Source organism: Geothrix sp. (assembly GCF_030219325.1).
In the GTDB taxonomy this organism is placed as follows: Bacteria; Acidobacteriota; Holophagae; order Holophagales; family Holophagaceae; genus Geothrix.
The window spans coordinates 1,776,001-1,788,248 of the sequence record NZ_CP126625.1 but is presented as its reverse complement, the minus strand read 5'-3'; the positions used below and the strand labels follow the sequence as shown (position 1 = coordinate 1,788,248).

The 12,248-nt window shown below is 67.7% G+C and carries 12 protein-coding genes; 7 read left to right on the top strand and 5 right to left on the bottom strand.

What is annotated here, in order from left to right:
- The first annotated feature begins 160 nt into the window (after positions 1-160).
- The gene (locus QOZ81_RS08100; protein ID WP_291199074.1) at positions 161-1,987 is read left to right on the top strand and encodes a GGDEF domain-containing protein; all 1,827 of its coding nucleotides are present in this window, start codon (positions 161-163) and stop codon (positions 1,985-1,987) included.
- A gap of 25 nt (positions 1,988-2,012) precedes the next feature.
- Here QOZ81_RS08100 and QOZ81_RS08095 read toward each other — a convergent pair whose 3' ends face one another.
- Together QOZ81_RS08095 and QOZ81_RS08090 are read right to left on the bottom strand one after the other, a co-directional pair.
- Positions 2,013-2,771 carry an alpha/beta fold hydrolase gene (locus QOZ81_RS08095; RefSeq protein ID WP_291199076.1) on the bottom strand — a complete coding sequence of 253 codons (759 nt, stop codon included), beginning with the start codon at positions 2,769-2,771 and terminating at the stop codon, positions 2,013-2,015.
- The gene (locus QOZ81_RS08090) at positions 2,768-3,799 is read right to left on the bottom strand and encodes a M14 family zinc carboxypeptidase (protein WP_291199078.1); all 1,032 of its coding nucleotides are present in this window, start codon (positions 3,797-3,799) and stop codon (positions 2,768-2,770) included. The genes QOZ81_RS08095 and QOZ81_RS08090 overlap by 4 nt, the downstream gene beginning before the upstream one ends.
- Positions 3,800-4,045: 246 nt before the next feature.
- Between QOZ81_RS08090 and QOZ81_RS08085 the strand changes: the two genes are divergently transcribed.
- The 3 genes from QOZ81_RS08085 (at position 4,046) to QOZ81_RS08075 (ending at position 5,950) form a co-directional block, all read left to right on the top strand.
- A complete protein-coding gene (locus QOZ81_RS08085; protein WP_291199080.1) occupies positions 4,046-4,192 on the top strand; it encodes a hypothetical protein in 147 nt (48 codons plus the stop codon).
- A gap of 157 nt (positions 4,193-4,349) precedes the next feature.
- Positions 4,350-5,012: a GNAT family N-acetyltransferase gene (locus QOZ81_RS08080; protein ID WP_291199083.1), complete on the top strand. Its 663-nt coding sequence runs from the start codon at positions 4,350-4,352 to the stop codon at positions 5,010-5,012.
- Positions 5,012-5,950 carry a carbon-nitrogen hydrolase family protein gene (locus QOZ81_RS08075; protein ID WP_291199085.1) on the top strand — a complete coding sequence of 313 codons (939 nt, stop codon included), beginning with the start codon at positions 5,012-5,014 and terminating at the stop codon, positions 5,948-5,950. Before QOZ81_RS08080 ends, QOZ81_RS08075 begins: the two co-directional genes overlap by 1 nt.
- A gap of 8 nt (positions 5,951-5,958) precedes the next feature.
- On the opposite strand, the gene QOZ81_RS08070 is transcribed toward QOZ81_RS08075, so the two are convergent.
- The 3 genes from QOZ81_RS08070 to QOZ81_RS08060 all read right to left on the bottom strand — a co-directional run bounded on the left by QOZ81_RS08070 (position 5,959) and on the right by QOZ81_RS08060 (position 8,364).
- Positions 5,959-6,765 (bottom strand): lysophospholipid acyltransferase family protein, encoded by an 807-nt coding sequence (locus tag QOZ81_RS08070; RefSeq protein WP_291199087.1) that lies wholly within the window; start codon positions 6,763-6,765, stop codon positions 5,959-5,961.
- Positions 6,766-6,964: 199 nt separating this feature from the next.
- Positions 6,965-7,633 (bottom strand): radical SAM protein, encoded by a 669-nt coding sequence (locus tag QOZ81_RS08065; RefSeq protein WP_291199089.1) that lies wholly within the window; start codon positions 7,631-7,633, stop codon positions 6,965-6,967.
- On the bottom strand, positions 7,630-8,364 hold the full coding sequence (locus QOZ81_RS08060; protein ID WP_291199091.1) for an SDR family oxidoreductase: 735 nt from the start codon (positions 8,362-8,364) through the stop codon (positions 7,630-7,632). The genes QOZ81_RS08065 and QOZ81_RS08060 overlap by 4 nt, the downstream gene beginning before the upstream one ends.
- 25 nt (positions 8,365-8,389) lie before the next feature.
- Here QOZ81_RS08060 and QOZ81_RS08055 point away from each other — a divergent pair, with 25 nt between their 5' ends.
- Genes QOZ81_RS08055 through QOZ81_RS08045 form a run of 3 tightly spaced genes read left to right on the top strand, consistent with a single transcriptional unit; the run spans position 8,390 to position 12,230 of the window.
- The gene (locus QOZ81_RS08055; protein ID WP_291199093.1) at positions 8,390-10,945 is read left to right on the top strand and encodes a SpoIIE family protein phosphatase; all 2,556 of its coding nucleotides are present in this window, start codon (positions 8,390-8,392) and stop codon (positions 10,943-10,945) included.
- Positions 10,945-11,436 carry a hypothetical protein gene (locus tag QOZ81_RS08050; protein WP_291199094.1) on the top strand — a complete coding sequence of 164 codons (492 nt, stop codon included), beginning with the start codon at positions 10,945-10,947 and terminating at the stop codon, positions 11,434-11,436. Before QOZ81_RS08055 ends, QOZ81_RS08050 begins: the two co-directional genes overlap by 1 nt.
- Positions 11,436-12,230: a SirB1 family protein gene (locus tag QOZ81_RS08045; RefSeq protein WP_291199096.1), complete on the top strand. Its 795-nt coding sequence runs from the start codon at positions 11,436-11,438 to the stop codon at positions 12,228-12,230. Before QOZ81_RS08050 ends, QOZ81_RS08045 begins: the two co-directional genes overlap by 1 nt.
- The last annotated feature ends 18 nt before the right edge of the window (positions 12,231-12,248 follow it).

Below are 12,248 nucleotides of genomic sequence, written 5' to 3'. Positions count from 1 at the left end.
TTCTTGGGGTCGTGGGGCGCTCTCACTGCGGCTTCGGGAGGCGACCCGAGTTTGTTACAGGCTATTCACCCCTGGACCATCGAGTCAGGTCCCTGATGGAACGAATAGTGGACATTGATGGTGTTTTCCTCTCTCCACGAATTCCAGGGAGGTCGAGTTCATGGACCAGTGCACCCACGCCGACTGCGACCCCGCCGTGGAGCCGACCGGCTACCTTGCGGAGCTGCGGGCCATCCTGGACCGGAAGGCGCTGACCCCCCATTTCCAGCCCATCCTGGACCTGCGGATCGGGGAGCTGTACGGGTTCGAAGGACTCATCCGAGGGCCCAGCGACTCCATCCTGCATGCGCCGCTGAACCTCCTGGGCGCGGCCCGTCAGGGCGGGCTCCTGCCGGAGCTGGAGCGGTCCTGCATCGAGGCCATCCTGGGCACCTGGGCCAAGGCGCCCCAGCACTACCGGATCTTCGTCAACCTGAGCCCCAGCGCGCTGCTCGACGCCAAGGGCCGGGCCACCAACGGAACCCACCTGGTGGAGCAGCTGGGCCTGCTGCCGGGGAACGTGGTGATCGAGCTCACAGAGAGCCAGCCCACCTTCGAGTACGGCCCGCTGCTGGAGGCTGCCGAATACCTGCGGGCGCTCGGCTTCACCATCGCCCTGGATGACCTGGGCGAGGGCTTCTCGAGCCTTCGCCTCTGGTCCGAGCTCCGCCCCGAATTCATCAAAGTGGACAAGCACTTCGTGCAGGGAGTGGGCTCGGACCCCGTGAAGCTCCACTTCCTGAGATCCATCCATGAGCTGGCGAATCGGACCGGTGCTCGCGTCATCGCCGAGGGCATCGAGACGGACGGTGATCTGGCCGTCATCCAGGAACTGGGCATCGATTTCGGGCAGGGCTTCCTCCTCGGCCGTCCCGCGCCCCAGCCCAACTCCCGGCAGTCCCCTTCCCTCGTGCGCCGCCTGCGCCCCAGCAAGGAGAGGCCCGCGTCCCGGACGCTCGAGACCTCCAGCCGGGCCACGGCTGAACGCCTGCTGGTGCCGACCCTTCCCGTCTCCCCCGAGGTCAGCAACCAGGAGGTCCTGGCCCGCTTCATCAGCCAGCCCGAGCTCCAGTCCCTGCCGGTCGTCCTGGATGGCATTCCTCTGGGGCTCCTGAACCGCTACGCCTTCACGGACATGATGTCGCGCCCCTACAGCCCCGAGCTGTACGGCAAGCGGCCCTGCACTCAGTTCATGGAGCGGGACTTCCTGGTCGTGGATCAGAACCTCACCATCCATGCCCTCAGCGAGCGGGTGGTGGAATCGGATCCACGCCACATCCTGCACGGCTTCATCCTGACCAGGAGCGGCCGCTACATCGGCATGGGCTCTGGCCACGATCTCATCCGGGAGATCACCCAGATGCAGCTGGCCGCCGCCCGCTATGCCAACCCGCTCACTCAGCTGCCCGGCAACGTGCCCATCCAGGACCACCTCAACGCGCGCCTGGATGCCCAGGAATCCTTCGTGGTCTGCTACTGGGATCTGGATCACTTCAAGCCCTACAACGACGTGTACGGCTACCGGCGGGGGGATGAGCTGATCCAGTGGACCGGGAAGCTCCTCCAGGACGTGTTCACCGGAACGGACGATTTCATCGGGCATGTGGGCGGGGACGACTTCATCACGGTCCTGCCGGAGGTCGGCTGGGAGGAGAGGGTCCACGGCCTGCTCGGCCGCTTCGGGACGGATCGGTCCTCGTTCTTCAATCAGGAGGACATCGAAGCCGGAGGTTATGCCTCTGAGGACCGCAAGGGGCAGCTCGAATTCCACCCTCTCGTGACCATGTCCGTGGGCGTGGTGTGCGCCCAGCCTGGCGCCTACGCCAATGTCCATGAAGTGGCTTCCGCAGCGAGCGGAGCCAAGAAGATGGCCAAGCGGGAGGCCGGCTGTTCCTGCTTTCTCGAACGCCGGCTGCCCCCAGCCCGGACGATCCCCAGCCCCGCCTGACGGTCCTGGCGGATCCGTGGCCGGATCAGCACGGCTCGGCGTTGGCCGGGCACCACTCCGCCACCTGGCGGGCGACCCAGCCCCCGTCATCCAGGGGAAGGTCGTGCCCCGCCGTCGGATGGATCACCAGGGGACAGCGCCACCGACGGGCGATCTCAGCCGAGCACCGTGGATCGACCAGGCGGTCTCCGCCTCCAGCCAATACCAGGGTGGGCACCGGCGGCGCCTGGGGTGGTCGGAATCGCGCGGCGGCGATCAGCTGCCGCCAGGCATTGCCCACGCGGACAGGCCGCGATTGACGGATGGCGGTCCATTCCCGGATGAGCTCGTCCGAGGCCGCCGCGAGGCAGGTGGTGAGCTGGAAGATGTGGCGCTCGCGGGCCTCCGGTCGACCCGAGATCAGGAGCCGCAGCAGGGTGGGCCAGGCCCGGGGGCGCAGGCGGTGGTGGAGTGGACTGACGGAACCGAAGCTGGTGTTGACCAGGACACAGGCCGCAATCTCCTCCGGATGGCCGGCGGCCCAGGCCGTGGCCACCATCCCCCCCAGCGACATCGCCAGCAGGTGGTAGGGGGGTGGAAGGCCGAGTTTCTTCAAGTCGGTCCGGCACTGCTGCGCCGCCTCGGTGATGGTCCAGGGACTGGCCTCGCCATTGCGTTCTCCGTTTCCCGGAAGTTCCAGCAGGACCACGCGGGCTTCCGGAAGCGCCTTCGCGAGCCTCTCGGGAAACGCCCCCCAGTGCCGGTTTTCACGGGTCAGCCCCCGGAGCAGAATCCAAGTATTCATGTCCCCTCTCCGCCTGCCAACTCCGGGTACCAGTGCGCCATGGCCAGCGCCCGGTGCCGCGCCCGTTCGCTGCCGGACGGCTGCCAGCGGTCATGGCTGCAGGCGGCCCGTGCGAAGAATTCCAGCAAGGGGACGTGCCGCCTCAGCACCCGCTGCTGGCGGTGCTCGATCAGGGGATTGAAGTTGCCCAGGAGTGAGAAGAACTGCCGGGGGTTCTTCTTCACCCAACTCCAGGAGCCCATCTCCAGGGTCAAGGGCAGGAAGACCCGTTCCGGCCGCTGCAGGGAGGCCAGGTAAAGGTGGTCCCAGAGATCGCCGTGGGTGAGGTACTGCCCGCTCTGCGGTTCGAACACGTACCGGTAGTTGCAGAGCGTCTCCTGGAGCAGGTCCTTGAGGGCGTGCATCTCCGCGAGGTGGCTGATGGGAACCCGGGTGTGCGCATAGGGGAACCAGATCCGGTCGGCCATGCCGAAGCCCGAGTGGCAATCCACGGCGATGCAGAAGGAGTGGGTGAACAGCTCGCTGGTGACGACCTCGCACACGGCGCGGCTCTCCGCTTCCATGGGCTGGTCCGGCTCACCCCGGAACCAGGGCAGCCTGGGGCTGAGGCGTTGCCCGCCGATCAGCCAGGGAACCCGCTCCAGTGAATCCACGGGCGCATTCCGCATCAGGTCCACGCCGTTGGGATTCGCGCGCGTTCCGGTCAGGATGCCGCCCGGATTGACCAGGGGCACGAACACGATGCGAACCGACTCCAGCAGGGCATTCAAGGTGGTGTCCCATCGCAGGCGTCCGGCCAGATTCTGCAGGAAGGCCAGGACCACTTCCGCCCCGATCCGCTCCAGCCCATGGACACCACCGAAGAACCCCACCGCGGGAACGCGGAGGTCCGGGTTGCCCACCATGACCGCCTGTACGGGCAGGCGCTGGCCCTGGCAGGTCACCTCGCACAGCGTGCGCGTCTCGAAGTGGGCGCCACCGGTGTCGATGCACCTGGCAAGGTCGTCGAGGAGTTGCAGGCGCAGCATGGGCACGGTCAGAGAAGGGGGAGGAAGAGCCCGAAGCATAGCCCGCCACGGAGCCAGGACCACCACTCAATGTTCCGATTCACGCAATCGTCACACCGCCGACATGGCCACGGCATCCGGCGGATTACATTGACGTTCAGTGCCTCTTGCCGCCATCGGCCCGCAGTTCCTGGTTTCTTCCACTCCCGCCGTCTGGCCAAACGCCGCGGACCTGTGCCGCACCCGGCCACCTTGTGAAGGAATCCCATGCGAACCCTGTCCATGCGAACCCGACTGATCGCCATCCTGGCCCTGGGAGGGGCCCTGATCTGGGGTGCCATCGAGCTGCTGGCCCTTCAGCTTTCGCGGTGGTCCCGGCACTGGTCCCATCAGGGCTCATCCAGACCGTTCTGACCCGCTTCAGTCCGCTTCCGAACGTATCCGCCTGGTTTCCTCGCCTGGCCAGAGGCGCCACGAACCAGGGTGACCCCACTCAGACCGTTCCTTTTACGCCGTGGTCACACTCGCGGCTCACCGAGAGGGTGCAATGGAATCCCAGGAAGGATTGGCCATGACGCCGGCCCTGATTGCAGCCACCTCGATCCTCCGTTCCCTTCCCGATGAGTGGGTCCTCCGGCCGCGCCGACCGGAGGACATCCCGGACGTCATCGAACTCATGCGCCGGGTCTATGCCGAACCCCACGGCCCCGAAGCCGTCTGGCCCGCCCAGACCCTGCTGCGGCACTTCGAAGTGTTCCCCGAGGGTCAGCTGTCGATCCTGGATGGACAGGGCCGCCTGATCGCCGATTCGACATCCATGATGGTGTCGGCGGAGCGGGCACTGCGGCCCCATCGCTGGTCCGAGATCACGGAGCGGGGATCTCTGGCCTCCCATGATCCGCAGGGTGACACCTTCTACGGAGTGGACCTGGCCGTCGATCCGGAATTCCAGGGCATGGGGCTGGCCCACCACCTGTATGCGGCGCGCATCGCACTCGCCCTCCGCCTGGGTTGCCGCTCCTTCGTGGCTGGGGCCAGGATGCCCGGGTACCACTTTGCGGCGGACCTGCTTCCACCGGACGCCTACCTGGCCCTGGTGGAGCGGGGGCTCATCTACGACCCCACGCTATCGAAGCAGCTGCGGCTGGGTTTCCGGGTCCGGGGGCTGTTGCGGAACTACATCTCGGATCCCGAAAGCTCCGACTGTGCCGCCCTCATCTCCATGGAACTCTGATGCGCTTCTCGGCCCCCAAACCCGTGATGTCCCGCCCCATCCGGGTCTGCGCGGTCCAGTACGCCCTCCGGACGATCAGCAGCTTCCAGGAATTCGCCGACCACGTGGAGACCTTCGTGGACGTGGCCGATGACTACGACGCGGATCTCATCGTGTTCCCCGAGCTGCTCGGGGTGCAGCTCATGGGACTCAACAATGGCGCTGGCGAACCCGCCGAGGCCATGCGGCACCTCGCCGGCGAGCATGCAGAGGCCTTCGACGGGCTCTTCAAGCGGCTGGCCACGGACTATGAGCGGATCATCGTCGGCGGGACCATGCCCCGCCTCGAGGGGGACCGGCTGCTGAACGTGGCCTCCGTGTACTTCCCCGGGGCCGACCCGCTTCATCAGGCGAAGCTCCACCTGACCCCAGCCGAGCGGAAGATCTGGAAGTTCTCTCCGGGACGGGACCTGCTGGTCATCGACACCGACTTCGGCAAGTTCGCCGTGGCCATCTGCTACGACGTCCAGTTCCCGGAGCTGGTGAAGATCCTCTGCAACCATCACGGCGTCGAGCTGCTCGTGGTCCCCTACATGACGGACGACCGGCGCGGCACCTGCCGGGTGACGACCTGCGCCCGCGCCCGGGCCATCGAGAACCAGATCTTCACGGTCACTGCCGGCATGGTGGGGAGCCTGCCCCTGATGACGGATCTCACCAGCCAGTACGCCCAGAGCGGCATCTACAGCCCGGCGGACTTCGCCTTCCCCATGGACGGCATCGCCACCGAGGCGGCGGCCAATGTGGAACAAGTGATCGTCGCCGACCTCGACCTGGCGACCCTGGACCGCGCCCGCAGCCACGGCAGCGTACAAACCTTCCGCGACAGCCAGGACGACACCCTGCACACCCGGTTCGACGGCGAAGTGAAGACCGTCCACAGGCATCTCCCGGACTGAGCCGGGCCTCAATCCAGGACCAGCTCCCGGCTCCAGGCCCACAGCTCGCGGGCATCGGCCTCCGGATCCCCGATCATCCTGGGCTCGCCGAACTCGATCCGGGCCGAGATGCGCCCTGCCTGCAGCAGACGGTACAGGTGCGGCAGGAGGAGATCCTCGCCGACGAAGGCGGCCCGCCCGATCGGCTCGTAGGTCAGCCGGAAGGGCTGGATGGGGAAGCCCAATTCCCTGGCAATCCGGAAGGCGCCGGTGCGCCAGGGCCGGGCTTCATCCAGGGAGGTCGTGCCCGAGGGGAAGAGCCCCAGGCTCATACCCCTGGCCTGCAGGCATTCGGCGATGGCCCGGACGGCCTGGCGCCGGGAACCATCCGATTCGCGCTTGACGAACACCATGCCGGCGCGCCGTCCCGCGGCCCCCAGGACAGGCCACTTGGCGATCTCCTGCTTGCCCAGGAACACCACGGGAACCTGGCTCATGAGCAGGGGGATATCCAGGTAGCTCATGTGGTTGCCCACGAAGAGGGCGGGAGTCTGGAGGGGCTCGATCCTCCCCAGGCGCCGCACCTCCAGGTTCAGCAAGGGCAGCACCTCGCTGGACCACCCCGTCAGGAAGGTCCGCAGCTCACTCGACGGGAGGTGTCCGCCGTGGAGCGCCTCGCACCGTGCGGCCAGCCGGTTGTACCGAAGGATGCCGGAGAACACCCGGAACAATCGCCCCACCGCCGTCCCCGGCACGAGGCCAGTGGAAACAGTCTCCAGGGAGGGGATGGGTTCGACCGTGGCCGTCCGGACGATCAGGGAATCCACGCCAGTCATCGCATGCCTCGTGGGGTGATTCGCGGGAATGATTGAAGGGAATAGGGAGAGTGGACCCGGCCCAGTTTCGACCGGAGTCCGGGCCGTGGGACCCGTGCGACGGGACAGAGTAGCGATCCGCCGTGAAGGCGACGCGACGGATCCGATCCCCTCCTGTGACCAGCGTGGTTCCTCGAGATCCCGCGAATCTTCGGATCCGTCAGACGCCCTTCTGCTGCGCCCCCCAGATGACCTTGTGCAGCTGCACCTGGACCCGCACGGGCAGGCCATCGGCCACGACTTGCCTCGCGAGCCAGGCGGGGTCGAGGCCTCCCCAGACGGGGCTGAACAGCACTTCCAGGCGGTCCCAGACGGCGCGCTCGGCGCACCAGGCCCTGGCCCAGGCGTAGTCGGCTTCATCGCAGAGCACGAACTTCAGCTCGTCCTGGCCGGGCACCATGTGGTCCAGGTTGGCTTCGAGCCAGCGGTGGCCTTCGCCGCTCCCCGGGGTCTTGCGGTCCACGATCTTGATCACCTCGCGGGGCACCGGGGCCAGATCGTGACTGCCCGCGGTCTCCAGGGCCACCTCATAGCCGAGGTCCAGCAGCGCCCGCAGCAGCTCCGGAGCCTGGGGATGGGCCAGGGGCTCACCGCCCGTGAGTTCTACGAAGGGGGCGTTGGGGCCATGGCCTGGGGGGCCCAGGCGCTGACGCACGTCGGTGAGGAGGTCATCCAGTTCCCGCATGGTCCCGTCGTAGAACGCGTACTCGGTGTCGCAGTAGACGCAGCGCAGGGGGCAGCCGGTGAGGCGGATGAAGAGGCAGGGGCGTCCGATCCGGGCGCCTTCCCCCTGGATGCTGTGGAACACCTCATTGACCTTGAATTTCATCGGTCCACCCAGCGCCTTCCGCCGTCCTGGGTCAGGATTTCGCCAGTCAGGAAGGGACTGTCGGCAGCGAACCGCACGGCCCGGCAGAGGTCGGCAGGGTCGCCGATGCGGTTCAGCAGGGTGCGGCTGCCCAGCCAGGCGGCATCGCTGCCCTCCTGGGGAAGCAGCACGCCCAGGGCGTGGCCCACCACCCGCACCTCGGGCGCCAGCAGCTGGGCCAGGCCCGGCACGAGGCTGGCCAGGCCGGCCTTGGCAGCGCTGTAGGGCAGCCGCTGCAGCCAGGGGCGGTGGATCGAGGTGTCGAGCAGAATCTGGAGGCACGAGCCTTCCGACATCCGCGGGGCGAGGGCCTGGGCGCAGAGGAAGGGGAAGCCCAGGTTCAGGCGCCAGGTGGCTTCCAGGGCCTCTGCTGTCCAGGTTCCGAAGGGGTTCTCGGGGAAGGATCCGGCGAGAATCACGGCTCCTGAAATAACCCAGCCCTGCGTCTCCAACGTGTCCAGATCTGCCATCATGCGGGAAACCAGGTCCGGGCTCTCGGCATCCCACTGGAGCGTCCGGATCCTTCCCGTCTTCGACAAGCCATCCACCCAGGCTTCCCCGGTCCAGGGCTCTGAGCTGGTCAGCACCAGGTCGTGATCCCGGGCCAGATCTTCCGCCAAGGCCCGGCCCAGCCGCCGCCTTCCCCCGACCAGAACCCAGCAGGCCCTGTCATTCCCAGAATTCCGCTCCATCTGGGCATTCTTCCACAAAGGCTTCATGAACCCCTATCTGAAACGCATCCGATGGCGCCTGCTGTGGATCAGCTTCGCGTGCCTGACCTTGGCCCTGGGCTCCTTCGCCCTCAACCAGTGGGTCTATGCGGGTTCGGACGACCAGTGCTCCTGGGTCGTGGAGAAGGGGAAGATCGTCATCCGCGAGATCCTGCCGGACGGCGTGGCTGAGGAGGCGGGGCTGCTGGAGGGCGATGAGCTGGTGAAGATCCAGGGCCGGGCCTACGAGGCCACCCTGGAGGGCACCCTGAGGGCCCAGCGCTTCATCAACGGAAAGCCCGAAGGGGCGATCCTCATCTACACGGTGAAACGCCAGGGGCGCCAGATCCTCCTGCCGGTGCGATTGGTGAAGCCCCTGGACTGGGTGCAGCTGGCCCTCCTGGCGAACGGCATCCTCGCCTGGGCCGTGAGCCTGCTGGTGGTGCTCTCCGCCCCGGAACGGAAATCCTCGCGCCACTTCTTCTACCTGGCGGCCACGGCCCTGCTGATGTCGGGAGCGGCCATCTCCGGCAACCCGCCCCTGGTCATGCTGGTGCTGGTGACGCTCATGGCCGGGATCGCCTCGGCACTCCTGCCCCCGCTCTGGATCCACTTCTTCCTGCGCTTCCCGCACCCTTCGGAATGGCGGAGGCACCGACGCGTCCTCCAGGCCGTCTACGGGACCTTCGCCCTGCTGGCCCTGGTACAGGTGCTGGTCCGCTTCTGGGCGATCGCCGGTGATGGCGTCCTGAAAACCGTTGCCGGCACGCCGCCGGACGGTCTGCTGAAGCTGCTGCTCAATGCCTTCGGGATCGTGGCCACCCCTCTCTACATTGCCGCTGCGCTCACCGGCCTCGGGTTCTTCATCGCGGGGGCGTTCAAGGCACCCGAGCGGCTCCGGAGGGCCCTCCTGCCCTCCCTGATCGTGACGGCGGCCATCTGCCTCGACCTGCTGGCCTGGACGATCCTCCAGGCCAAGTACGGGAACAGCCTCCTCTTCCGCCGGCAGATCTTCATCTTCATCCTGCCGGCCCCGCTCATTCCCATCAGCTTCGCCTACGCCATCTTCCGCCACGGGCTCTTCGACGTGCAGAAGGTGCTGCTGCGCTGGGTGAGCTACATGGCCATCCTGGCCCTCACGGTGGCCGCCTACCTCGGTGGCCTGGCCTGGGCCTTCTCGCACCTCTCCGCCATCCCCCCAGGCTGGGCCGGGGCCCTCATCGGCATCCTCGCCCTGCCCCTCGGCTGGGCCCTGCGGCGCCTGCTGAAGGGCATCCGCCGCCGCTTCCGGCGCGACTTCTCCAGCACCCGGGACATCGCCCTCAGCGCGGTACGCGAACCCAGGAAGCGCTTCAGCGAGGAGGCCCTGGTCAAGTCCCTCCGCCGGGCCCTCGGCGAAGCCTTCCAGCCCCAGCTGCTCGAGATCCTGCGCATCGAGGATCGCCAGATCCTGCTGCCTGCGGCCGAGGCCTCGGATCGGGAGGATCGCCGGATCTACTTCCCCCCCCAACCCCTCCGGATCCCCCCGGGCCTCCTCCGTCTGGCCCGGGAGAACCGCGAGCTGGTGCTGGGCCTCGGCAGCGAGGAGGCGGACTGGATCCGCGACCAGGGCGGCACGGCCCGGGCCCACGTGGATGCCCTCGAAGCCCAGCTGCTGCTGCTCATCCTCGCCGGTGACACGCCCCACAGCGTCGTGCTCCTGGGGGGGAAATACGCCGAGCTGAACTACGGCCGGGAGGATCGCGAGTTGCTGCGCGAAGTGGCCCTGGCTGCGGGGCAGGTCCTCGAGACCGCCGTGATGCACCAGCGGCTGGTGGTCCAGGAGCGCCTGAGCCAGGAGCTGGAGACGGCCCGCCGCATCCAGGAGGGCCTGGTCACCTCCCACGTGCCGCCCATCCCGGGCTTCCACGTGGCCCTGCGCCTCGAGCCGGCCCTGGAGACCGGCGGGGACCTGCTCTTCGTCAAGCGCCGACCCAGCGGCACCTGGCTCGCTGCCGTGGGCGACATCTGCGGCAAGGGCCTCGCCGCCGCCCTCTACATGGCCCAGGCCACGGCCCTGCTCGAACAGGCCGCTCAGACGGAAAATCAGAAACTGGAGGAGATCCTTTGTTCGCTTGACCTCACCCTGAGGCAGCTGCTCGGCCACCGGGGGTTCCTCACGCTCATCCTGCTGGAATGGGACGAGGCCGGGAACTATCGGCTCGCCCGGGCCGGCCATCCGGGAGCTCTGGTGCTCGAGGAATCGGGCGAAGAGGGCCCCCGCGAGGTGCTTCCCCACGGCCGCGGCCTGGGGCTGCGGCCCGCCGGGCCTGGCGACTGGCAGGTCATCGAAGGGGTACTCCCCCCCAGGGGGTGGATGGTGCTCTACAGTGACGGGCTATCCGAAGCCATGAATCGGGAGGGCGAACTCTACGGCCTGGGCCGGCTCAGTTCCCAGCTGCGGCGGTTGTGGGGGACGGGAAGCCCCCGCGCCGCCTGCGAGGCGGTCTTCCATGACGTCGCCGCCTTCGATACCCAGAACCGCGATGACCGGACCCTGTTTATCCTAGGGAGGGAGGCCTGATGAAGCGCTCTTCTCTCCGATGGATCATCCCCACCTTCCTGGCCCTCCAGTTGGGGCTGCTCTGGATCCAGGGCGCCCAGCTCCACCGTCAGAATCAGGTGCTGCTGGGGCTGCGCGAGGACATCCAGGCACTCACGGAATCCATCGAGAACAGCCAGTCTCCGGCGGACTACCAGGATGAAGGCGAGGCCGTTCCGGCGAGTTTCGGTCCACCGGCCGTTCCGCCCAAGAAGGTGGCCGTCCTGGGAGCGGAAGAGGAGCAGGAGGCGGCGGCCAAGGAGCTCAAGGCCTCCCGGGAATCCGCGGACAAGGCTGTGAAGGAGGCCCGGGAGGCCCAATCCAAGCTGTCCATCGAGGAGAACGCCCGCAAGGTTGAAGAGGCGCGCAAGATCCAGGCTGCAACCAGTTCCTGGCAGGGCTGGGTCTGGGGTGCCCTCGGCCTCGTGGCCCTGGCGCTGGTGGGGCGCTCGGTGATCCGCCGGCGCGCCTGATGTCGCTGCTCGACTACCTCCGTGAGGATCCGGATTGCCGGAACCTGGCCGAAGGGGCCGTGCATGCGGTGGCTCCTGCCCTCGACGACCCGGACCCCGACCAGGTGTCCATGCAGCTCAACGAGTGGGCCTTCACCCTCGCTGGGCGCATGCCCCTGCCCTGGAACACGCACAAGGCCATCGACGCCCTGAACCACCTGCTGTTCGAGGAGCTGGGCTTCGACGGGGACCGCGACACCTACGATGACCCGCTCAACGCCCTGTTGCCCGCGGTCATCGCCCGCCGGAAGGGGCTGCCCATCTCCCTCTCCATCCTGTGGGTGGACCTGGCCCGTCGCATGGGTTTCGATGCCGTGGGCGTGGGCCTGCCCGGACACTACATCGCCGCCCTGCGCACGGACTTCGGACTGCTCTGCTTCGATCCGTTCCACAAGGGCCGCGCCGTGGGCGAAGAGCGCGGTGCCGAGCTGGTGCAGTCGGCCACGGCAGGCCGAGTGGCCTTCCACCGGGACATGCTCCACCCCGCCACCAACCGCGCCACCCTCGTCCGACTGGTGCGGAACCTCCACCTGCGGTTCATGCATGCCGAGGACTGGGAGGAGGCGCTGTGGACGGCCACCCACCTCATCCTGCTCGACCCCGGGAATCCCAGGGCCCACAAGGAACGGGCCTTCATCCACCTCCAGCGCGACGAGCCGGGACCGGCCCTGCTGGACCTCCGGGAGGCCCTGCGTCTGAGCCCCGACCCCGATCCCGAAATCCAGGCCTGGCTCGCGCAGATCGAACAATCCTGAGGAACGCCGCCCCCCGTT

What these genes read in the sequence shown, in the direction of transcription:
- QOZ81_RS08100 (WP_291199074.1), top strand. Translation starts at nt 161, where the DNA reads ATGGACCAGTGCACCCACGCCGACTGCGACCCCGCCGTGGAGCCGACC.
- QOZ81_RS08095 (WP_291199076.1), bottom strand. Translation starts at nt 2,771, where the DNA reads ATGAATACTTGGATTCTGCTCCGGGGGCTGACCCGTGAAAACCGGCAC.
- QOZ81_RS08090 (WP_291199078.1), bottom strand. Translation starts at nt 3,799, where the DNA reads ATGCTGCGCCTGCAACTCCTCGACGACCTTGCCAGGTGCATCGACACC.
- QOZ81_RS08085 (WP_291199080.1), top strand. Translation starts at nt 4,046, where the DNA reads ATGCGAACCCTGTCCATGCGAACCCGACTGATCGCCATCCTGGCCCTG.
- QOZ81_RS08080 (WP_291199083.1), top strand. Translation starts at nt 4,350, where the DNA reads ATGACGCCGGCCCTGATTGCAGCCACCTCGATCCTCCGTTCCCTTCCC.
- QOZ81_RS08075 (WP_291199085.1), top strand. Translation starts at nt 5,012, where the DNA reads ATGCGCTTCTCGGCCCCCAAACCCGTGATGTCCCGCCCCATCCGGGTC.
- QOZ81_RS08070 (WP_291199087.1), bottom strand. Translation starts at nt 6,765, where the DNA reads ATGACTGGCGTGGATTCCCTGATCGTCCGGACGGCCACGGTCGAACCC.
- QOZ81_RS08065 (WP_291199089.1), bottom strand. Translation starts at nt 7,633, where the DNA reads ATGAAATTCAAGGTCAATGAGGTGTTCCACAGCATCCAGGGGGAAGGC.
- QOZ81_RS08060 (WP_291199091.1), bottom strand. Translation starts at nt 8,364, where the DNA reads ATGGAGCGGAATTCTGGGAATGACAGGGCCTGCTGGGTTCTGGTCGGG.
- QOZ81_RS08055 (WP_291199093.1), top strand. Translation starts at nt 8,390, where the DNA reads ATGAACCCCTATCTGAAACGCATCCGATGGCGCCTGCTGTGGATCAGC.
- QOZ81_RS08050 (WP_291199094.1), top strand. Translation starts at nt 10,945, where the DNA reads ATGAAGCGCTCTTCTCTCCGATGGATCATCCCCACCTTCCTGGCCCTC.
- QOZ81_RS08045 (WP_291199096.1), top strand. Translation starts at nt 11,436, where the DNA reads ATGTCGCTGCTCGACTACCTCCGTGAGGATCCGGATTGCCGGAACCTG.